This window comes from Glycomyces tenuis DSM 44171 (assembly GCF_000427885.1).
In the GTDB taxonomy this organism is placed as follows: Bacteria; Actinomycetota; Actinomycetes; order Mycobacteriales; family Micromonosporaceae; genus Glycomyces; species Glycomyces tenuis.
Genome location: NZ_ATYW01000010.1, coordinates 184,284 through 206,155, shown reverse-complemented (window position 1 = coordinate 206,155; position 21,872 = coordinate 184,284). Strand labels below are relative to the sequence as shown.

Here is a 21,872-nt window from a genome sequence, read left to right as displayed (position 1 = left end):
GCGTTTGGCGGCGCGCTCGTTCCCTGCAGAACGAGTCCAGTAGCGCGTCCGCATGCGGCACAGCACGCAGGCGACGCCCTCACGCGCTGACCGACCCCGCCCCGGCCTTGACGACAGCGGGCCTTCACGGCTTGACCCCAACCCCGGCCGCATCGAGGCCACCACCCGCGACTCGGCGTTCCCCATGCACCCCTCGAACCGAGTAGTCAGCGGGCCGCGGTTCCCACCCCAGGGAACGACAGCGGGTATGAACAGGCGTCCGCGACTCGATCCGGACCCGACATCCGACTTGTGACCCCCCATCCGCGAACAGGCGATTCCGGTTCCGCGCGAAGCCGTGTATTCGGTGACCGGCGACACCGGCGTTGTGGGGTCGGTCCATGCTGCCCGGCACGCCTGCCGGAGAGGTGACACCGCGGTTATACGATTGCTGCCGGTGCTGGGCATTCGAGAGAATGGCCTATCGCGGCGAAACCCGCGAGCCATGAATCGATACCACGGCAAAGCTCGCGAGCCGTGAACCGGCACTACGGCGAAGCTCGCGAGCCGTGAGCCAACCCAGCCAGAACGATCGTCTACCTGATACTTCCGAGGAGTATTGAACCCGTGTATCGGACACACCTCGCCGGCACGCTGAGTGCCGCTGACGTCGACCAGCAAGTCACCCTCGCCGGATGGGTGGCCCGACGCCGCGATCACGGCGGGGTGGAGTTCATCGATCTTCGCGACGTCTCGGGCGTCGTCCAGGTCGTCTTCCGCGACTCCGAGGCGGCCAAGGTCGCCCACGAGCTTCGCAACGAGTTCTGCATCGAGATCACCGGCGCCGTCTCCCGCCGCCCCGCCGGTAACGAGAACCCCGAGCTCCCCACCGGCGAGATCGAGGTGACCGCCGAGTCCCTCACCGTCCTGTCCGAGGCCGCGCCGCTCCCGTTCCAGGTCGACGACCACATCGACGTCTCCGAGGACGTCCGCCTGCGCCACCGCTACCTCGACCTCCGGCGCACCGGCCCGGCCAAGGCCATCCGGCTCCGCTCCAAGGCCAACCACATCGCCCGCAACCTCCTGGCCGAGGACGGCTACGTCGAGGTCGAGACGCCGACGCTGACCCGCTCCACCCCCGAGGGCGCCCGCGACTTCCTGGTCCCGGTCCGCCTCCAGCCCGGCAACTGGTACGCCCTGCCGCAGTCTCCGCAGCTGTTCAAGCAGTTGCTCATGGTCGGCGGCTTCGAGAAGTACTACCAGATCGCCCGCTGCTACCGCGACGAGGACTTCCGCGCCGACCGCCAGCCCGAGTTCACCCAGCTCGACATCGAGGCATCCTTCGTCACCCAAGAGGACGTCATCGACCTCGGCGAGCGCATCACCGCCGCCCTCTGGAGCGAGCTGGCCGACTACGAGCTGCCGCGCCCGTTGCCGCAGCTGACCTGGCACGACGCCATGGACCGCTACGGCTCCGACAAACCCGACCTGCGCTTCGGCCAGGAGCTGTCCGAGCTCACCGACTACCTCCGCGGCACCTCCTTCCGCGTCTTCTCCGGCGCGATCGACGCCGGCGGCTATGTCGGCGCGGTCGTCATGCCCGGCGGCGCCTCCCAGACCCGCAAGGAGCTCGACGGCTGGCAGGACTGGGCCAAGGCGCGCGGTGCCAAGGGCCTCGCCTACGTCGTCCTCAACGCCGAGACCGGCGAGCCCAAGGGCCCGGTCGCCAAGAACCTCTCCGAGGAGCACCTCGCAGGGCTCGCCGACGCCGTCGGAGCCAAGGCCGGCGACGCGGTCTTCTTCGCCGCCTCGCCCGACCGCCACGAGGCCCAGGAACTGCTCGGCGCCGCCCGCCTGGAGATCGGCCGCCGCTGCGGCCTCATCGACGAGGACGCCTGGGCGTTCTGCTGGGTGGTCGACGCGCCCATGTTCGAGCCCACCGACGAGGGCGGATGGACGGCCATCCACCACCCGTTCACCTCGCCCAACCCCGACTGGATCGACAAGTTCGAGACCGACCCGGGCAGCGCGCTGACCTACGCCTACGACATCGTCTGCAACGGCAACGAGATCGCAGGCGGCTCGATCCGTATCCACGACCGCGAGGTCCAGAGCCGCGTATTCGACGTCCTCGGCATCACGCACGAAGAGGCCCAGGAGAAGTTCGGCTTCCTGCTCGAAGGCCTCAAGTACGGCGCCCCGCCGCACGGCGGTATCGCCTTCGGCTGGGACCGCGTCTGCGCCCTGCTGGCGAAGGCCGACTCGATCCGCGAGGTCATCGCCTTCCCCAAGACCGGCGGCGGCTACGACCCGCTGACCGCGGCCCCCACGCCCATCACGCCTGAACAACGCGCGGAGGCGGGCATCGACCATGTGCCCGAAACCGACGAAGACGCGGTGGACGAGTAGTCCTAGGATGCGTAGGGAGCGGCTCGAGCCTGCGGCTCGAGCCGCGCGTCATTTCCTGGAGCGCAGTGTGTGCCCGGTTGCCCCTCAAGCACTTCCAACCGGTAAGAGCCTTGTGGGCTGCGGTCGCGCCCGGCGACATGACTGATATACCTAACACCCGGCCGATGCAGCAGTAAGAGGAGCGGTTCAACGTGCAGAGCGGGACCTTGGTGGCAGGTCGCTATCGATTGGACGATCGGCTTGCCGCCGGTGGCATGGGCGAAGTCTGGAAAGGCTTCGATACCCGGTTGGGCCGCAGCGTCGCCATCAAAATACTCCACGCTGGACTCTCGAGCAACGACAAATTCCGCGCCCGCTTCCAACTCGAGGCCAGGGCCGTCGCGGCCCTGCAATCGCCGGGCATCGTCGCGCTCTACGACTACGGCGAGGAGACCGGCGACGACGGCCTCGTGTCGTACCTGGTCATGGAGCTGGTCAGGGGCCGCTCCCTGGCCGACATCCTGCGTGACCGCGGCACGCTGCCGCCCGCCGAGGTCATGAAGATCGTCGCCACCGCGGCCGACGCCCTCGAGACCGCGCACCGCGCCGACATCATCCACCGGGACATCAAGCCGGCCAACCTCCTCGTCGACGAGGACGGCACCGTCAAGATCGTCGACTTCGGGATCGCCTCGGCCCGCGGGGCCTCCGGCCTGACCGAGACCGGCACCGTCATGGGCACCCTCGCCTACGCCTCGCCCGAGCAGCTCAACGGCTCCGAACTGACCGGGGCGACCGACCTGTACTCACTGGGCATCGTCGCCTATGAGGCCCTGATGGGGCAGCCGCCGTTCGTCTCCGACACCCCGGTGGCGGTCATGAACGGCCACATGACCCAGGCTCCGCCGCCGCTCTCGCGCGACATCCCCCCGGGAGTCGCGCAGGTCGTGTTGCAGGCCCTGCAGAAGGATCCGCGCGCCCGGTACAACTCGGCCGCGGAGATGGCCCGCTCGGCCCGCGAGGGCAGGGTCGTGACCGGCGGCATCCCGGTAGCGCCGCCGTCCGCGGCCGCGGAGGGGACGACGCAGCTCATCGGCGCCGACGCGACGCAGATGCTCGGCGGTGGGGGCTCCCGGGGCGGCAACACCGCGGCCCAGCCGACCGGAATGATCGGCCCTGACGGGGACGAGAAGGGCAGCGCGGTGCCGTGGCTCATCACCGGAGCGGTCACTCTGGTGGTGATCCTCATCCTGGTGCTGATCTTCCAGCCTTGGGAGTGGGGCAGGGACGGGAACGTGAACCAGAACGGCGAGACGTCCGCGCCCGCCGAGTCCGAAAGCCCCACGGAGACCGAAGAGGTGACCACCGAGGACCAGGAGCCGACGGAAACGGACGAGGACTGGGAGGAGCCCACGACCGAGGAGCCGACCACGGAGGAGCCGACGACGGAGGAGCCGACCACGGAGGAGCCGACCACGGAGGAGCCGACGACGCCGGACGAGGAGCCGACGACGGAGGAGCCGACGACGGACGACGAGCCGACGACACCGGGCGACTCCACTACGGAAGCCGCCGGAAACCAGTGAGGAGCAGCCACGCGCGCAGGCGTGGCTGCATCGACCTCCTCTACCCTTCGAGCGGCGGGAAGCGCATCAGCACGTCGCCGCCCGAGCCGTTCGATGTCGTGACCCACAGCCAGCCGTCCGGGGCCACCTCGACGGTGCGGATCCTGCCGAGCTCTCCTTCCAGCACCGCTTCCGGCTCACCGCCGAGCTCGCCTCCCAGAACCGGCACGGTCCACAGGCGCTCACCGCGAAGCGCGGCGATGTAGGCGACGTCGTCGACGACCTCGACCCCCGAAGGCGAGGCCTCCGCGGTCGTCCAGGTGGTCAGCGGGTCGACGTACTCCGGTTCGCCGCCGGTGCCCTCGACCTCCGGCCAGCCGTAGTTCGCGCCGGCCTCGATGTGGTTGAACTCGTCCCAGGTGTTCTGGCCGAACTCGCTGGCGTACATCTCGCCGTCCGAGCCCCACGCCAGGCCCTGGACGTTCCGGTGCCCCAGCGAATAGACCAGCGAGCCCTCGAACGGGTTGTCCTCGGGCACCGAGCCGTCGGGGTTGGCGCGGAGGATCTTGCCGCCCAGGCTCTCGAGGTCCTGCGAATTGGTGGTCTCGTTGGCGTCTCCCGTGGAGATGTAGAGCTTGCCGTCGGGGCCGAAGGCGAGCCTGCCGCCGTTGTGGTTGAGCGCCGTGGGGATGCCCGTGATGATCGGTTCGGGCTCGAAGTTCTCGATGGTGAAGCGCACCACCCGGTTGTCATCTTCGGTCGAGTGGTAGGCGTAGATGTAGCCGTCCTCTTCGTAGGTGGGGGAGACGGCGAGCCCGAGCAGCCCGCGCTCGTCGAACTGCCCTTCCTGCGGTGGGACCCCGATGCCGCCGATGACCTCGGGGGCCCCGAAACCCTTGTAGAGCATGACGGCGCCGCTGTTGCGGTCGGCGACCAGGGCCTGACCGTTGGGCAGGAATGCGAGTCCCCACGGTATGGAGAGCCCCTGGGCTATCGTCTGCCCCTCTTCGAAGTCGAATCCGACCTGCTGCTGCGTCGGTTCCTCTTGGGCCACCGCGGTCCCGATACCCAGAGTCATGGCCGCGAGCGCCGCGCCCACGACCATCAGCTTCCGTCGCATGGCTGCTCCTTGTCCGTATTGGTATCGCTCCCAGGAAGCAATGCCAATAAAATCGATGTCTATCTATGCGATTGCCATAGTAGGCATGATTTGCCGGTGATGTCCATATATGAACACCCTGCAAGGGATTGCTCACGGATGGTCCACGGATCTCGGCGCGGCAATCGCCCGAGCACGACTCCGGTCTTCATCGCTTCTTCGTTCGAAGACGCCGGAATCGCCCCTGTAGGCTGTGAAAACGGAAACCCTACCCTCGACAACGGGAGGACGCTGATGTCTACCGCCACCACCCGCCGCCTCGTCGGCGCCGCAGCGATTCCGGCGCTGGCCTTCGGCCTCTTCGCCTGCAGCTCCGATGACGGCTCCGGTTCTGACGGATCCGGTGGAGACGACGGCGCAGCGCAGCTCGGCCCCCACGAGATGGTCCTGGCCTCCTATGAAGGGCTCGAAGGCGAGTCCTACACCATGGAGTCGTCGATGACGGTCAACGACCTCGACCTCATGAACATGACCAGCGTCGTCGACGGCGAGGCCTCGCAGGCCAGCCAGGACCTCTACATGAGCGCCATCATCGAGGCCATGGGCGACGACTACTCCGACGACCCCGAGATGGCCGAGATGATGGAGAGCATGTTCGCCGACACGCACACCGAGGCGATCCTGGTCGACGACATGATCTACATGCAGTTCACCGGTGGCATGTTCGACGTCATGGCCGAGGACTTCGGCGAGGACGCCTGGTTCACCCTCGACCTCACCGAGGACAGCCAGATGAGCGACATCTACCAGCAGTTCGGCAGCTTCGACCTGGCCGAGCAGACCGAGATGATGCTGAACGACCTCGCCGACGTCGAGGAGACCAGTGACGGCGTCTACACCGGCACCCTGAGCCCCGACTCGGAGTCCATGCAGACCCTCCTCGGCGCCACCGGCGGCACGGCCAACGGCGTCGAGATGGCCGAGAACACCCAGGTCACCATCACCCTCGACGACGACGGCCTGCTCAACACCATGGAGATGACCCTCCCCGAGATCGAGGGCATGGTCATGCACATGGTCAGCGAGGTCACCGAGATCGGCGGCGACTACGCGATCGCCGCTCCCGAGACCGACAACCTGCACTCCTTCGACGAGTTCGCGGGCGCGATGCAGTAGCGCCGGAGCCCGGTCGCGGCGCCGCCGCGACCGGGCGACCGGGCTACCTCGCCGCCTCGTCTTCGAGCTCTTCCGACGGCGCCGGACCGGCCGGTCCCCGCCGGTCCTTCCACGCCGAGCTCAGCGCCCGGGCGGCCTCGACGATCATCCACAGCGCCAGCAGGAAGATGACGGCGTCCAGCGGCGCGAGCACCCACTCGCCCGCCTCCACGAAGTTGCGCAGGTTGACGATCAGCGCCCACGTCGTCATCGCCACCAGGAACACCAGCGGGACGAGCAGCACGGTCGGGTTGGCCCGCCGCTTGGTCACCCACACCGCGATCACCGCCAGCGCCAGGCCGGCCAGCAGCTGGTTGGTGGTGCCGAACAGCTGCCACAGCACGCCGAAGGCGTAACCGGCGTCGTCGCCGCCGGGCAGGAGCGCCAGACCCAGCGGGACCGCCACGGCGATGATCCCGGCCAAGGTCAGGTTGTTCGCGAGCCTGCGCCATCCGGCCAGCTCGGCGATCTCCTGGACCACATAGCGCTGCAAGCGGACTCCGGTGTCCATCGTGGTGGCCGCGAAGGAGATGACGACGACGGCCGCGAAGATCACCGCGTAGTCCATCGGGATGCCGATGTTGTTGGCGAAGACCGCCACGCCGTTGACGAAGTTGCCGACCGCGCCGCCCGAAGCGGTGGCGAAGTCCGGGTAGAGCGCCTCCCAGTCGGCCTGTGTGGCGGCCACACCGGCGGTCACCGCGAGCACCGAGCACAGCGCGAGCGTGCCCTCGCCGATCGCGCCGCCGTAGCCGACGTAGCGGGCGTCGGTCTCCTTGTCGAGCTGCTTGGCCGTGGTGCCCGAGGACACCAGGCAGTGGAAGCCCGATATGGCGCCGCAGGCGACCGTGATGAACAGGAACGGCAGGATGCTCGGACTGTCCTCTGGCACCGTGTTGATCGCCGGGGCGACGACCGTGTTCCAGCCGACGCCCACGCCGAGCAGCACGACCGCCAGCGCCACGTACAGCTGGTGGGAGTTGATGTAGTCCCTGGGCTGGAGCAGCATCCACACCGGGATGCGCGAGGCGATGAAGGTGTAGACGAACAGGATCACGATCCACACGTTGCGCGGGTTGTCGACGCCGATGGCGTCGGCGAAGCCGGTGATGTCGATCGGGAACTCCTGGCCGACCCAGATGAGCAGGTACAGCAGGGCGACGCCGAGCAGGCTGGGCACCAGCGCGGCATTGCGCTTCTTGTAGACGTAGTAGCCGATCGCGATCGCGATCGGGATCTCCACGAAGATCGGGATGACCGCGCCCGGGTTGGCCACCAGGAGGTTGCCGATCACCACCGCGAACACGGCGTTGACCAGCGTCAGCAGGAAGAAGATGATGACCAGGAACAGCGTGCCGGCCCTGGGGCCGATCACGTCCTTGGTGAGGGTGCCGATGCCCCTGGCCCGGTGGCGCACCGACAGCACCAGCGAACCCATGTCGTGGACGCCGGCGGCGACGATGGTGCCGATGACGATCCAGGCCAAGGCGGGCAGCCAGCCCCAGAAGACGGCGATGGCGGGGCCGACGATGGGGGCCGCGCCCGCCACCGAGGTGAAGTGGTGCCCGAAGAGCACGTGCTTGTTGGTGGGGACGAAGTCGACGCCGTCCTCGTAGCGGTGGGCCGGTGTGACGTAGGCGGGATCGAGCCGGAAGACCTTCGAGGAGAGGTAACGGGAGTAGTAGATGAACCCGCAGGCGAACAACGCGAGAACCGTGATCGCCAGTACGAATGCAGGCATGGGCTGGCCTCCTATTAAATATTGTGGCGGGGCAAATTTATGGCTCGCAAGCTTCGCCATGAACGGTTACTCAACGGCATTCCCACCGTAAAGCCCGCGAAACAGGCGTGTCAATCCTTCAATGCCGTAAAAGCCCTCCGGGCCACGACTGGAGCGCTCCCGCCACGTTCCGGGCATGGATCTGCGGCCTGCGCATGCACATGGCTTACGCTGGTTTCAATGGACGCACCAGGGTTGTTCGAATTGGCTCAGCCGCCCGAGCCGCAGGGATCCGGTGTCCTCGGAACCGGCTCGGCCTCCGGCGACGAGCCCCTGGCCGTGCGGATGCGGCCCCAGAGCCTCGACGAGCTCGTCGGCCAGGACCACCTGCTCACGCCCGGCTCCCCGCTGCGGCAGGTCGTCGAGGGCCACCAGCCGATGTCGGTCATCCTGTGGGGGCCGCCCGGCTCTGGCAAGACCACCATCGCCCACCTCGTCGCCCAGTCCGGCGACCGGCGCTTCCGCGCCATGTCCGCCCTCAACTCCGGCGTCAAGGACGTGCGCGCCGCCATCGAGGAGGCCAGGTGGGTGCGGCGCACCGGCGGGCCGCAGACCATCCTCTTCATCGACGAGGTCCACCGCTTCACCAAGACCCAGCAGGACTCCCTGCTCGGCGCCGTCGAGGACCGCACCATCACCCTGCTGGCCGCCACCACCGAGAACCCCTACTTCTCCGTGGTCGCCCCGCTGGTCAGCCGCTGCGTCCTGCTCACGCTGCGCGAACTGGGCGACGCCGACGTCGGCGTCCTCGTCGACCGGGCCGTGGCCTCGCCGCGCGGCCTCGGCGGAGCCGTCGAGCTCACCGACGAGGCCCGCGACCACCTCGTCCGCACCGCGGGCGGCGACGCCCGCAAAGCCCTGACCGCGCTCGAAGCGGCAGCCGCCACAGCAGAGGCCGAAGGCAACCCCGAGGTCACCCTCGCCCTCGTCGAGGCCGCCATCGACACCGCCGCCGTCCGCTACGACCGGGACGGCGACGGCCACTACGACATCGCCAGCGCCTTCATCAAGAGCCTCCGCGGCTCCGACGTCGACGCCGCCATGCACTACCTCGCGCGGATGATCGTCGCGGGCGAAGACCCCCGCTTCATCGCCCGCCGCCTGGTCATCTTCGCCTCCGAGGACGTCGGCATGGCCGACCCGACCGCGCTCCAGACCGCCACGGCCGCCGCCACCGCCGTCGAGCGCATCGGCCTGCCCGAGGCCCGCATCAACCTCGCCCAGGCCGTCGTGCACCTCGCGACCGCCCCCAAGTCCAACGCCGTCATCACCGCCGTCGACGAGGCCATCGCCGACGTCCGCGGCGGCAAGATCGGCCCCGTCCCGCCCGACCTGCGCGACGCCCACTACCAGGGCGCCGCCGCGCTCGAACACGGCGTCGCCTACGTCTACCCGCACGACGACCCGCGCGGCGTGGTGCCCCAGCGCTACGCCCCCGACGCCGTCGCCGGACGCGACTACTACCGCCCCACCAGGCACGGCGCCGAAGGCGAGCTGGCCGACCGGCTCGAGAAGCTGCGCCGCATCGTGCGGAAGCCCCCCGATGACTGACGGCCGGACCACGCCGCCCGCCCGCCACCCCTCCGCGCGCCTCTCCGAAGCGCTGGCCTCCACCGGCGCGCGCATCGAACGGCTGCGCATGACCGTCCTGCTGATCGCGTGCGCGGCGGTGCTGCTGGTGTCCGCGGTGCTGTGGTTCGGCAGGGCCTTCACGCTCGACCCGACCCGCCGGGCCGTCGACGAGATCGACGTCCCCGCGTGGGCGGCCGTCGAGGTCGGCGACGAGACCTACGGGAGCCGCTGGTGCCTGGGGGAGTGCCGCGTGCGGGTGCGCACCTGGACCTCCGAGGGCACTGTGGAGGACACCGGGCGCGAGTACTGGCTGGCCCTGCTGGAGGCCGGATGGACCCCGGCCGACGAGGAGCAGTGCGTCGGCGGCGAGGGCGAGAGCGGCTGCTACGTGCGCGACGAGCTGTTCCTGGAGCTGTGGGTGGTGCCGGTGGCCTGCGCCGACCGCTACGAGCTGTGCGTAGGCTCTGAGGTGACCGCGGTGGTCGCCTCGCAGGCGGCGCTGCCCCGGCTCGCCGAGGACCGGCGGACGCCCGGCGGTGGGTGACGGCCGACGCCGGGGCGCCCCGTTGCGCTTTCTGTGCCCGTATGCAAGGTAAGGTCAGGGCTGCGTTGCTCATGCGCGAGAACCGGGAATCACCTTATAACCGCCTTAGTGCGGTCCATTCTTCGTCGAGGGGGAAGCTGTGCCGGAGGAGACGTTGGCGTTGGAGTTCGAGACGGTGAGTCTGTGGGAAATCGGCGTCCTGTTCGCAGGGGTCGGCTTCTTCATATTCTGCGTGTGGATCACGTTCAGGCTCATTCAGAAGCTCGGTGCCACGATCAACCGCGTCAACCGCACCCTCGACAAGGTCGACCGCGAGGTCGGCCCGCTCCTGCAGAACCTCAACACCACGGTCACCAGCGTCAACACCAACCTGACGCAGGTCGAGGGCGAGCTGGAGAAGGTCGGGCACATCACCGGCAACGCCGCGCACGTCTCCTCGAACGTCGCCAACATCACCAGCCTGGTCACCGCCGCCGTCGGCTCCCCGCTGGTCAAGGTCGCCGCGCTCGGCTTCGGCCTGCGCTCGGCGGTCAAGCGGCGCAACCAGGAGATGGACGAGGACCAGGTGCGCCGCATGGTCGAGGCCTCGAAGCAGTCCAAGCGCGAGCGCAAGGCCGCCCGCAAGGCCCGCAAGCGCGCGAAATAAGCATTGGCGCTGATGGCCGACATCGGCGAGGATCGAAACAGGAGAACCAGTGTTCAAGCGGATGATCTGGGTAGGCATCGGCGTGGTCGTCGGCGTCGTGGTGGTCAGGAAGCTCACCAAGGCGGCCGAGTCGGTCACTCCCGGCGGGGTCGCAGAGCGCGTGGGCGACGCCGGTGCTGAAATGAGGGCATCGTTCAAATCGTTCTGGGCCGACGTTTCCGAAGCGAAGCAGGCCAAGGAGTCCGAACTGTTCGAAGCCATCGAGCGCGGCGAGGACGTCACGCCGCTGCTCGAAACCGAAGACGACGACACCGAGGCCCGGCAGGGCCGCTGGCAGCACTGAAGGAGGTGCCCCATGGAGACCGCTGAAATCCAACGCCGGTTTCTGAAGTTCTTCGAGTCCAACGGCCATACGGTGGTCCCCAGCGCACCCCTGCCCGCGATCGAGGACCCCAACCTGCTGTTCATCAACGCGGGCATGGTCCAGTTCGTGCCCTACTTCCTCGGGCAGGCGACGCCCCCATGGAACCGCGCCACCTCGATCCAGAAGTGCCTGCGCACACCCGACATCGACGAGGTCGGCAAGACCTCCCGCCACGGCACGTTCTTCCAGATGAACGGCAACTTCTCCTTCGGGGACTACTTCAAGGAGCAGGCGATCCGCTTCGCCTGGGACCTGTCCACCGGCTCGGTCGAGTCCGGCGGCCTCGGCCTCGACGGCGACCGCATCTGGGCCACGGTCTACCTCGACGACGACGAGTCAATCGACATCTGGCACAAGCAGATCGGGCTCCCGCTCGACCGCATCGTGCGCCGCGGCCAGGTCGACAACATGTGGTCCATGGGCATCCCCGGACCCTGCGGCCCCTGCTCCGAGCTGTACTACGACCGCGGGCCCGACTACGGCCCCGAGGGCGGCCCCGAAGTCGACGAGGACCGCTACCTCGAGTTCTGGAACCTCGTGTTCATGCAGCAGGAGCGCGGCGAGGGCCCCGCCAAGGAGAACTACGAGATCCTCGGCGACCTGCCGAAGAAGAACATCGACACCGGCATGGGCATGGAGCGCCTCGCGGCCCTCCTCCAAGGCGTCGACAACATGTACGAGATCGACCAGGTCCGCCCGCTGATCGACAAGACCTCGGAGCTGACCGGCCGCCGCTACGGCGTCTCGACCTCGCACACCGCCTCCGAGTCCCACCCGGACGACGTGCGCTTCCGCATCATCGCCGACCACGTCCGCTCCTCGCTGATGCTCATCGGCGACGGCATCGTGCCCTCCAACGAGGGCCGCGGCTACGTCCTGCGCCGCATCATGCGCCGCGCGATCCGCGCCGTGCGCCTGCTCGGCTACGACAAGCCCGCGATGCCCGAGCTGCTGCCGGTCGCCCGCGACTGCATGGCCCCGGCCTATCCCGAGCTCGCCGAGGACTTCGAGCGCATCTCGTCCTACGCCTACGGCGAGGAGGAGGCGTTCCTGTCGACGCTCAAGCACGGCACGACGATCCTCGACACCGCCGTCACCGAGACCAAGCGCGAGGGCGGGAGGACCCTGTCCGGCGCGAAGGCCTTCGAGCTGCACGACACGTACGGCTTCCCGATCGACCTGACCCTCGAGATGGCCTCCGAGCAGGGCCTCCAGGTCGACGAGGACGGCTTCCGGCAGCTCATGGCCGAGCAGCGGCGCCGCGCCAAGGCCGACGCCGCCGCCCGCAAGACCAGCCACGCCGATCTCACCGCCTACTGGGACCTGCTCAGCGAGCACGGCCCCAGTGACTGGCGCGCCTACGAGACGCTCGACACCGAGTCCCGCGTCGTCGGCCTGCTCTCCGAAGGGCGGCCCGTCCCGGTCGCGGGGGCCGGCCAGATCGTGGAGGTCGTCCTCGACCGCACCCCGTTCTACGCCGAGTCCGGCGGCCAGCACGCCGACGCGGGCGTCCTCACCGGCTCGAACGTGCGCGCGGAGGTCCTCGACGTCCAGCGCCCGGTCAAGAAGCTCGTGGTCCACCAGGTCCGCGTCCTCGAAGGCGAACTCGTCCTCGACGACCAGGTCGAGGCCCGGGTCGACCCGGAGTGGCGGCTCGGCGCGCGCCAGGCGCACTCGGGCACGCACGTGGTCCACGCGGCCCTGCGCGAGGTGCTCGGCCCCTCGGCGCTCCAGTCCGGCTCGTTCAACCGGCCCGGCTACCTGCGTCTCGACTTCTCGTGGCGCTCGAAGCTCTCGGAGACGGCCAAGAGCGAGATCGAGGACGTCTCCAACCGGGCCGTCCGCGAGGACCTGCCGGTCGCCGTCAAGTACATGACGCTGCCCGAGGCCAAGGAGTTCGGCGCGCTCGCGCTGTTCGGCGAGACCTACGACGAGACCGTCCGCGTCGTCGAGATCGGCGGCCCCTGGTCCCGCGAGCTGTGCGGTGGCACCCACGTCTCCCACGCCTCGCAGATCGGCCCCCTGGTCATCACCGGCGAGTCCTCGGTCGGCTCGGGCCAGCGCCGCGTCGAGGCCGCCACCGGCATCGAGGCGTACCGCTACCTCGCGCGCGAGCGCGACCTGGTCTCCCAGATCGCCGAGGAGCTCGGGGCGCAGCGCGGCGACGTCATCGAACGCGTCAGGGCGCTCCTCCAGCGCTCCAAGGACGCCGAGCGCGAGCTGGCGAACCTCCAGGCCAAGATGACCAGCGGCCGCGCCGCCGAGTACGCCGGAGCGGCCAGGCAGCTCGGCCCGGTCAAGTTCGCGGGCGTCAAGGCGCCCGACGGCACCAAGGGCGGCGACGTCCGCCAGCTGGCGACGCAGATCCGCTCGCACCTGCCCGACGGCGAGCCGGGCGTCGCGGCGGTCGTGGCGGCCGCCGGCGGCAAGGCCAGCCTCGTCGTCGCGGTCAACGCCGCGGCGAAGGCGCGGCACGTCAGCGCCGCCGAGCTCGTCAAGGCGGCCCTGTCCGGCCGCGGCGGCGGCAACGAGGACATCGCCCAGGGCGGCGGCGTCCCCGCCGACCAGGCCGACGGACTGCTCGACGAGATCGCCCGCGCCATCACCGAATAAGGACCCCAGTGACCGAAGCGCACCGCGGCCCCGCCGCCACCGAGTGGCGGCGGGGCCGCCGTCTCGGCGTCGACCTCGGCAAGGCCCGAATCGGCCTCGCCGTATGCGATCCGGACGGCATCCTCGCCACTCCAGTCGCGACTGTCCGTCGTGACATGAGGACCGGCGGCGAGGATATTCCGAACGATATTCGTGAAATTGCAGAAATTGCCGCCGATTACGACGTGGTGGAGATTGTCGTCGGCCTACCCGTTACCCTTTCGGGTGAGGAGGGGTTGGCCGCCGAACACACCCGGACCTGGGTGCGAAGGCTTTCCGACCGTGTCTCCCCCGTACCGGTGATCATGACCGACGAGCGGCTCACCACGGCCGTCGCCACCCGAAGACTCCATGAGGGAGGCGTCCGCGGCAAGCGGAAGCGCTCCGTCGTCGACCAAGCCGCCGCGGTGGAGATCCTCCAGCAGTGGTTGGATCAGCGGCGAAGGACTTGACGCATGCTCGGCGATCTCGATTCACAGGCGGAACACGCGGACGCCCCCAGGCGGCACCGCCGCCGTGAGTCCGGCAGTTCCCTCATCGCCATGACACTGGTCGTGGTCCTGTTCGGAGTGCTCGGCGTCGGCGGCTGGTGGGCCTACAACAACGTCATCAAGGAATTCTTCATCGCGGAGGACTTCGAGGGCACCGGCAACGGCACCGAGGTCACGATCACGGTCGAAGAGGGCTGGCTCGTCGCCGACATCGCCGACCACCTCCACGAGGAGGGCGTCGTCGCCTCCGCGAGGGCTTTCGTCAACGCCTCCGAGGACGACGGCGACAGCGGCACCACGATCCAGCCCGGCACCTATCTGCTGCAGGAGGAGATGTCGGCCGCCTCCGCGTTGGAGCATCTGGTCAACCCCGAGAACCGCATCGTCAACGGCTTCACCGTCGTCGAAGGCAAGACCCACTTCGAGATCTTCGCCGAGCTCTCCGAGAAGTACGACATCCCGGTCGAGGACTTCGAGGCCGCCGCCGAGGACCCGGTCGCGCTCGGCGTCCCCGAGTACTGGTTCGAGAACTTCGAGACCGACCAGGTCGTCTCGATCGAGGGCTTCCTGTTCCCCTCCACCTACGAGTTCGAAGAGGGCGCCACCGCTGCCGACATGCTCTCCGCCATGGTCGCCAAGTTCAACACCGTGGCCGAGGAGATCGACCTGGTGGGCGCCGCCGAGGCGATGGACCTCGAACCGTGGATGGTCCTCCAGGTGGCCTCCATCATCCAGGCCGAGTCCGGCCATCCCGAGGACGACCCGAAGATCGCCCGCGTCCTCTACAACCGCCTCTACGCCGACTGGATCTACGACACCGGCGAGATCAACTGCCACTGCATGGGCTCGGAGGCCATCTGGAACTACGGCCGCGAGTTCCAGGGCCTTGAGCCGATCCCCTCCTCGGAGATGACCGGCGACGAGATGTGGAACGAGGACGACCGCTGGGCCGCCAGCATCAACGAGGGCTACTTCCCGACGCCGATCTCCAATCCCGGCCAGGCCGCCCTCGAAGGCGCTATGAACCCGACCTCCGAGGACGAGCGCTGGCTCTACTTCGTGACCGCCTACCCCGACGGCACCGCCTACTTCTCCGACACCCTCGAAGAGCACAACAGCGAGGGCATCCCCCTCGCCGAGGAGAACGGATACCTGTGAGAACCGCAGTCCTGGGCAAGCCGATCGAGCATTCGCTGTCCCCGGTGATCCACAACGCCGGCTTCGCCGCCGCCGGGCTCACCGACTGGGTGTACACCCGCCACGAATGCGACGAACCGGGCCTGGCCGCCTTCGTCGACCAGCTCGACGACAGCTGGGCCGGGCTCTCGCTCACCATGCCGCTCAAGGAGATCGCCCTCGTCGTCGCCGACGAGGTCACCGACGTCGCCGAGGCCATCGGCGCGGCGAACACGCTCGTCCTGCGCGACGGCAGGCGTCTGGCCGACAACACCGACGCGCCCGGCATGGTCGACGCCCTCGCCGAGATCGGCCTGACCGCCGCCGACGAGGTCGCCGTCCTCGGCGCCGGCGGCACCGCCCGAGGCGCCCTCGGCGCCGCGCGGCAGCTCGGAGCCGAGACCGTCACCGTCTTCGCGCGCCGCCGCGAGGCCGTGGCCGAACTCGAGCCCGTCGCCGAACGCCTCGGCCTCGAACTGCGCTCGGCCAGCTGGCATGAGGCCGTCGCCGCCGGCCGCAGCGACCTCATCGTCTCCACCGTCCCCAAAGGCGTCACCGACGGCATGCGCGTCGACTGGCGGCCGGGCGCCGTCCTGTTCGACGTCCTCTACGACCCGTGGCCCACCCCACTCGCCGCCGCGGCCGAACGCGAGGGCGCCAAGGTCCTCGACGGACTGGCGCTACTCTTGGCCCAGGCGGTCCGCCAATGGACCCTGTTCACCGGCCTCGACGAGGCCCCGGTGGCGGCGATGCGCGAGGCGCTCTACACGGCAGCGAGGCGGCGATGACGAAACCGGTCTTCCTCTACGACGGAGACTGCGCGTTCTGCACGCTGTGCGCGGACTTCCTCGAACGCCGCGTCAGGACCGGAGCCGAGGTCAAACCGTGGCAGTGGGACGACCTGGACGCGCTCGGCATCGAACAGCAGGCCGCCGAGGACGCCGTCCAGTGGATCGAACCGGGCTTCGTCAAGGCCGGACCGGACGCCATCGCGGTGCTGCTGCGCCGCGCCCAGTGGTACTGGAAGCCGCTGGGCTGGATCGCCTCCCTCAAGCCCGTCTCCTGGGTCCTGTGGCCGATCTACCGGCTCGTCTCCCGCAACCGCCACCGCATGCCCGGCGGCACCGCCGCCTGCTCGCTGCCGCAGGCCGAACGCGACCGCCTCGCCGCCGGAGAGTGACCCACTGAAGGCTCGGAGCACCGCTTCGGCGTCCTCCGTCCGCGACCGAACGTCCCCGAGCCGGCGCCGGTTGTGAAATACCGCACGCCCGGCGGGCGGACAGACCGGCACCTCCCGCCTTGGCACGGCCGTGCCATACTCTTCCGGTGGCTGTGGACCATACTCAGGATTCTCAAATCTCGCCGGTCGGTCGGGCGGTGCGCATCGCCATCACCCTCGTCGTGACCGGCCTCGTCTTCGCGACCACCTTCTGGGGCGCCGACGACTACTTCCCCTTCGCCCCGTTCAAGATGTACTCCTTCTCGCACGAACTCGACGGCTGGGCGAACTCGACCAGGGTCGAGGCGGTCAACGAGGAAGGCGAGCGGTTCACCCTGACCGAGGCCGCCACCGGCTTCCGCCGCGCCGAGGTCGAAGGGCAGATGTCGCGCTTCCGGGACGACCCCGACCTCCTCCAGTACCTCGCGGAGGCCTACGAGAACACCAATCCCGAGAAGCCCGAGATCGTGTCCGTCGAGATCGTCGTCCGCCGCTACCGGCTCGAGGACGGCCAGCGGACCGGCGAGGTCAACGAGACCGTCGAAGCGACCTGGACCAGGGAAGGGGCCGACGCATGAGCTCGAACCGGACGACGCGGCCCGCACCGGAGCCGCCCGGCGCCGCCCTCGGCCCGCTCATGAAGCGGACCTCCGGGTGGTTCTTCTCGCCCGTCCCACTCGGCCGCGTCGCCGCGATGCGCTTCCTCGCGGGCGCGTTCATCATGGTCGACTGGTGGTGGTACATGCCGTGGATCCTCGGCCACCGCCACGTCCCCGGCGAGCTGTACCAGCCGCTGTTCATCGGCCGCATCCTGCCCTTCCCGGTCCCGAACTACTGGATCGTCGTCGGCACCCTCGTCGTGCTCCTCGCCGCGACGATCCCGATGATGTTCAACAAGGCCCCGCGCCTGTTCGGCTGGATCGTCGCGCTCGCCTACTTCGAGTGGATGATCATCGCGATGTCGTACGGCAAGGTCGACCACGGCAAGTTCGCGTTCCTGCTCCTGCTGTTCCTCCTGCCCACCATGCCGAAGGCCAGGTGGGGCGACAGGCGGACCCTCTCCGAGCACGTCGGCTGGGGCTTCAACCTCGTGCAGATCGGCGTGGTCTGCACCTACTTCTTCGCCGCGTGGGCCAAGTTCCGCTACGGCGGCTTCGAATGGGTCAACTCCGCCACCATGACCTGGGCGGTCATCCGGCGCGGCACCGAGTTCAGCAACTGGATGCTCGACTTCCCGTGGATGCTGCGCCTGTCCCAGTGGGGCATCGTCGGCTTCGAACTGCTCAGCCCCATCGTGCTGTTCGTCGCGGCCAAACGGCTGCGCTACGGCATCGTCGCGTTCTTCTACTGCTTCCACCTCGTGGTCTTCCTCGCGGTCGAGATCAGCTTCCTGCCGCACATGGTCGCCATGGCCTGCTTCCTGCCGCTCGAGCGGATCGACCCGCCCGCGCTGGCCAGGCGCGGCTGGAACCGGCTGCGCAGGCGCAGCTTCGGAATGCCCGGCCGACGCCGCGACGACGAACGCGAGGAGGCTCGCGCCCCCTCTTGAGCGGGCCGGTCCGCGGCGTCCCCGTGGCTGAGAAAACCAGTGGCTCCATGTCGGAGCGTGCGCTTATCGTCTGGGGATGCCGATTCTCGAGGCCCGATCCCTCAGCAAGCGCTTCCGCCGAGCCGACAAGGCCTCGGGGTTCAAAGGCGCCCTCAAACACCTCGTGCAGCGCAAGTACAAGAACTTCACCGCCGTCGACGCCATCGATCTCGAGATCGAGCCCGGCGAATCGGTGGCCTACGTCGGCCCCAACGGGGCGGGGAAGTCGACCACGGTCAAGCTGCTGACCGGGATCCTCAAACCCACCGAGGGCACCGTCCGGGTGATGGGCCGCGACCCGCACACCGAGCGCATCGCCAACGCCCACGACATCGGCGTCCTGTTCGGGCAGCGCACGCAGCTGTGGTGGGACCTGCCGGTCGAGGAGAGCCTCAAGCTCCTCAAGCACATGTACGGCGTCCCCGAGGCCGACTACAAGGCCCGGATCGAGAAGTTCGACGAGCTGCTCGGCCTCGGCGAGTTCATGCCCGCGCTCGCCCGCACCCTCTCACTCGGCCAGCGCATGCGCGCCGACCTGGCGTGCGCGCTCATCCACGACCCGAAGATGGTCTACCTCGACGAGCCCACCATCGGCCTCGACATCTCCGTCAAGGACCGGCTCCGCGCCTTCCTGCGCCAGCTCGTCGACGACGGCACCACCCTGCTGCTCACCAGCCACGACCTGGCCGACATCGAAGAGGTCTGCGAGCGCATCGTCGTCATCGACGAGGGCAGGATCGCCTACGACGGTCCCATCGAGCAGCTCAAGGCCCACTACATCACCACCAAGGCCGTCGACCTCGTCCTCGACGGCCCGGCCGACGTCGGCTCGCTCGCCGAGAAGTTCCCCCACTACGAGTGGAGCGCCGGGGAGGCGGCCAGCGAAGTCGTCGTCACCTACGAGTCGGCGCGGTTCACCACCGCCGAAGTCCTCGGCGACGTCACCGCGCACCTGCGCCCCCGGGACCTCTCACTCTCCGAGCCGAGCATCGAGGACGTCATCCGCAGGCTGTACGCGGGGGAGCTGACCAAGTGAGCCGCCCGCACCCGTCGCCCCGCCCAACCGCTCGCTGTGCTCACTTCACCGAACCGGAGTAAACGCATGACGCATACGTGGGCCGTCGACCGCGCCCTGGCGGTCGTCTCCCTCAAACGGCGGCTGGCGTACAAGGCCAACTGGGTGTTCGCGATCGTCCTCGGCGGCGGGTCCATGCTCGCCAACCTGGCGCTGTGGCACAACCTCATCGGCGAGGGCACGCTCGGCGGCTACGACTGGGACGCCATGCGGGCGTACCTGATCATCAGCTTCTTCACCGCCACGCTCGCCTTCAGCGGCTCCGACTGGGAGATCGCCGACCGGATCCTCGACGGGCTCATCGCCGTCGACCTGACCAAACCGGTCGACTTCCAGCGCGCCCGCGCCGCCGAGTTCATCGGCTCGATGCTCTCCACCGTCCCGACCGCCGTCCTCGGCGTCGTGGGAGCGTGGCTGCTGTTCTCGCCGCCGGGGCCGGTGTCGCCGCTGGCCGGGCTGCTGACGGCCGTAAGCGTCCTGTTCGTCTTCCCGCTGGCCTTCGGGATCACCTACCTGTCGGTGCTCGTGTGCTTCTGGACCAGGCGCTACCTGGGCATCATGTGGGCGCGCGAGGCGCTGCTCGGCTTCTTCTCGGGCATGCTCGTGCCGCTGGCGCTCATGCCCGCGCCGCTCCAGGCGCTGTCCTGGGCGCTGCCGTTCCCGCACTTCACGACCACCCCCTCGCACATCTACCTCGGCAGAGTCGACACGGCCGGCGCGCTCGGCCTCCTCGCCGCCGAGCTCGCCTGGACGGTCGTGCTGTGGTTCGGCGGCAGACTGGTCTTCAAACACGCGGTCAAGAAGGTGACGGTGCACGGTGGCTGAGCTCATCGCGACGCGGACCGGCGGCGCCCGGCACGCCTTCGCCGTCTACCGACGCTCCCTGGCCGCCCACTTCCGCTCCATCGTGGAATACCCGGCGGACTTCTGGGTCATGGCCTCCGCCGGGGCGCTGTGGCAGACCCTCCAGTTCGCGTTCCTGGCGATCCTGTTCGCCAACGTCTCGGCCATCGCCGGCTGGGGCTACCACGAGATGCTCGTCCTGGTCGGCTTCCTGACCCTGGGAGGCGCCACCACGGCGGTCTTCTGGGACGGGGTCTGGAGCATCGGCTCCATGGTCATCAAGGGCGACATCGACTACCGCATCACCCGGCCCGCGCCGGTGATCGTCCAGGTCGCCTCGCTCCACGTCGGCATGCAGGCCTTCGGCGAGCTGAGCCTCGGGACCGTCATGCTCGTCTACGGCTGGGTCGGCGCCGGCCTGAGCCCGACGCTGATCCCGCTCGCGCTGCTCATGCTCGCCTGCGCCGTCGTCATCGAGACGGCGGTGCTCACCGCCCTGTGCGCGGTGAACTTCTGGGTCAAGGGCACCATGTCCGTCTTCGCGTTCCTCGTGAACGACCTCCAGCAGGACGTGCTGCGCTTCCCGCTCGGGATCTACCCGGCGGCAGTCCGCCTGGTGGCGATGTTCGTCATCCCGCTCGCGTTCGTCAGCTTCGTCCCGGTCGAGGTCCTCACCGGCCGCGCCTCGGACTGGTGGGCGTTCGGCCCGCCGATCGCCGCCGCGGCCACCGCCGCCGCGGCGATCCTCGTCGTCCGCGCGGGCCTGCGCTCCTACGACTCGGCGGGGCACTGACGTGGCCGACGCGCTCACCATCCCAAAGGGACACCGTTTCGCGGCCGACCGCGCGCTCGCGCTCATCTCGCTCAAACGCCGACTCGCCTACAAGACCACCTGGCTGTTCTCCATCACCCTCGGCGGCTGGCAGCTGCTGGTCGGCATCGTGGTGTGGCAGAACATCATCGGCGCCGGCTCCGTGGGCGGCTACGACTGGGACGCCATGCGCGCCTACCTCGTCATCGGCTTCGTCACCTCCACGATCGCCTGGGGCAGCGCCGACTGGCAGATGGCGGGCCGCATCCTCGACGGCCTCGTGTCGATCGACATGACCAAACCGGTCGACTTCCAGCGCGCCCGCGCCGCGGAGTACATCGGCGGCGCGGTGTCGGTGGTGCCGACGGCGGTCCTCGGCGCCGTGGCGGCCTGGCTTCTGTTCGACCCCCAAGACCCCGCGACGCCGCTCGCCGCCGTCCTGACCGCCGTCAGCGTGCTGCTCATCTTCCCGATGGCGTTCGGGATCGGCTACCTGTCGATCCTGCTGTGCTTCTGGACCCGCCGCTACCTCGGCATCCAGTGGGCCAAGGACGGGTTCGTCTCGTTCTTCTCGGGCATGATGGTGCCTTTGTCGCTCATGCCGGGCTGGCTCCAGGCCCTGTCCTGGTGCCTGCCGTTCCCGCACTTCACCACGACGCCCGCCTCGATCTACCTCGGCCGCGTCGACGCCCTCGAAGCGCTCGGCCTCATCGCCGCCGAGGCGGCCTGGGTCGTCGTCATGTGGTTCGGCGCGCGCCTGATCTGGCGCCGCGCGATCCAGAAGGTCACGATCCATGGAGGTTGA

General features: G+C 69.0%; 20 protein-coding genes. 18 read left to right on the top strand and 2 right to left on the bottom strand.

Going from position 1 to position 21,872, the window contains the following annotated elements; all coding sequences use genetic code 11:
* The first annotated feature begins 606 nt into the window (after positions 1–606).
* The gene (aspS, locus tag YWW_RS0113815) at positions 607–2,388 is read left to right on the top strand and encodes an aspartate--tRNA ligase (protein WP_026930588.1); all 1,782 of its coding nucleotides are present in this window, start codon (positions 607–609) and stop codon (positions 2,386–2,388) included.
* A 191-nt stretch (positions 2,389–2,579) separates the two neighbouring features.
* Complete coding sequence (locus YWW_RS30310; protein WP_081883493.1) at positions 2,580–3,953, top strand: protein kinase domain-containing protein; 1,374 nt, start codon at positions 2,580–2,582, stop codon at positions 3,951–3,953.
* 40 nt (positions 3,954–3,993) lie between these two features.
* Here the strand turns inward: YWW_RS30310 and YWW_RS0113805 are convergent, their stop codons facing one another.
* The gene (locus YWW_RS0113805) at positions 3,994–5,052 is read right to left on the bottom strand and encodes a PQQ-dependent sugar dehydrogenase (RefSeq protein ID WP_026930587.1); all 1,059 of its coding nucleotides are present in this window, start codon (positions 5,050–5,052) and stop codon (positions 3,994–3,996) included.
* A gap of 273 nt (positions 5,053–5,325) precedes the next feature.
* On the opposite strand from YWW_RS0113805, the gene YWW_RS0113800 reads away from it, so the two are divergent.
* Positions 5,326–6,207 (top strand): hypothetical protein, encoded by an 882-nt coding sequence (locus tag YWW_RS0113800; protein ID WP_026930586.1) that lies wholly within the window; start codon positions 5,326–5,328, stop codon positions 6,205–6,207.
* 43 nt (positions 6,208–6,250) lie between these two features.
* On the opposite strand, the gene YWW_RS30305 is transcribed toward YWW_RS0113800, so the two are convergent.
* Positions 6,251–7,987, bottom strand: a complete 1,737-nt coding sequence (locus YWW_RS30305; RefSeq protein ID WP_051325778.1) for a carbon starvation CstA family protein — start codon at positions 7,985–7,987, stop codon at positions 6,251–6,253.
* Positions 7,988–8,206: 219 nt separating this feature from the next.
* Between YWW_RS30305 and YWW_RS30300 the strand changes: the two genes are divergently transcribed.
* From YWW_RS30300 to YWW_RS0113720, 15 genes are all read left to right on the top strand, one after another.
* Entirely contained in the window at positions 8,207–9,577 is a 1,371-nt protein-coding gene (locus tag YWW_RS30300; RefSeq protein ID WP_035704508.1) for a replication-associated recombination protein A, read from the top strand.
* On the top strand, positions 9,570–10,142 hold the full coding sequence (locus YWW_RS30295; protein ID WP_051325777.1) for a hypothetical protein: 573 nt from the start codon (positions 9,570–9,572) through the stop codon (positions 10,140–10,142). The genes YWW_RS30300 and YWW_RS30295 overlap by 8 nt, the downstream gene beginning before the upstream one ends.
* Positions 10,143–10,317: 175 nt before the next feature.
* Positions 10,318–10,788, top strand: coding sequence for a DUF948 domain-containing protein (locus YWW_RS30290; protein ID WP_162145950.1), 471 nt, complete (start codon positions 10,318–10,320; stop codon positions 10,786–10,788).
* A 49-nt stretch (positions 10,789–10,837) separates the two neighbouring features.
* Positions 10,838–11,131, top strand: coding sequence for a hypothetical protein (locus YWW_RS30285; RefSeq protein ID WP_051325775.1), 294 nt, complete (start codon positions 10,838–10,840; stop codon positions 11,129–11,131).
* A 12-nt stretch (positions 11,132–11,143) separates the two neighbouring features.
* A complete protein-coding gene (gene alaS / locus YWW_RS0113770; RefSeq protein ID WP_026930585.1) occupies positions 11,144–13,825 on the top strand; it encodes an alanine--tRNA ligase in 2,682 nt (893 codons plus the stop codon).
* An 8-nt stretch (positions 13,826–13,833) separates the two neighbouring features.
* A complete protein-coding gene (gene ruvX / locus YWW_RS0113765) occupies positions 13,834–14,316 on the top strand; it encodes a Holliday junction resolvase RuvX (RefSeq protein WP_026930584.1) in 483 nt (160 codons plus the stop codon).
* Between the two features lie 3 nt (positions 14,317–14,319).
* On the top strand, positions 14,320–15,513 hold the full coding sequence (gene mltG / locus YWW_RS0113760) for an endolytic transglycosylase MltG (RefSeq protein ID WP_026930583.1): 1,194 nt from the start codon (positions 14,320–14,322) through the stop codon (positions 15,511–15,513).
* Positions 15,510–16,319, top strand: coding sequence for a shikimate dehydrogenase (locus YWW_RS0113755; protein ID WP_026930582.1), 810 nt, complete (start codon positions 15,510–15,512; stop codon positions 16,317–16,319). Before mltG ends, YWW_RS0113755 begins: the two co-directional genes overlap by 4 nt.
* Complete coding sequence (locus tag YWW_RS0113750) at positions 16,316–16,711, top strand: thiol-disulfide oxidoreductase DCC family protein (protein WP_026930581.1); 396 nt, start codon at positions 16,316–16,318, stop codon at positions 16,709–16,711. Before YWW_RS0113755 ends, YWW_RS0113750 begins: the two co-directional genes overlap by 4 nt.
* Positions 16,712–16,908: 197 nt before the next feature.
* Entirely contained in the window at positions 16,909–17,328 is a 420-nt protein-coding gene (locus YWW_RS0113745; RefSeq protein WP_051325774.1) for a hypothetical protein, read from the top strand.
* Entirely contained in the window at positions 17,325–18,299 is a 975-nt protein-coding gene (locus YWW_RS30280) for a hypothetical protein (RefSeq protein ID WP_051325773.1), read from the top strand. The genes YWW_RS0113745 and YWW_RS30280 overlap by 4 nt, the downstream gene beginning before the upstream one ends.
* A gap of 76 nt (positions 18,300–18,375) precedes the next feature.
* Positions 18,376–19,374 (top strand): ABC transporter ATP-binding protein, encoded by a 999-nt coding sequence (locus YWW_RS0113735; protein WP_026930579.1) that lies wholly within the window; start codon positions 18,376–18,378, stop codon positions 19,372–19,374.
* Between the two features lie 66 nt (positions 19,375–19,440).
* On the top strand, positions 19,441–20,238 hold the full coding sequence (locus YWW_RS0113730) for an ABC transporter permease (protein ID WP_026930578.1): 798 nt from the start codon (positions 19,441–19,443) through the stop codon (positions 20,236–20,238).
* A complete protein-coding gene (locus YWW_RS0113725; RefSeq protein ID WP_026930577.1) occupies positions 20,231–21,049 on the top strand; it encodes an ABC transporter permease in 819 nt (272 codons plus the stop codon). The genes YWW_RS0113730 and YWW_RS0113725 overlap by 8 nt, the downstream gene beginning before the upstream one ends.
* A 1-nt stretch (position 21,050) precedes the next feature.
* Positions 21,051–21,872 (top strand): ABC transporter permease, encoded by an 822-nt coding sequence (locus YWW_RS0113720; RefSeq protein ID WP_051325772.1) that lies wholly within the window; start codon positions 21,051–21,053, stop codon positions 21,870–21,872.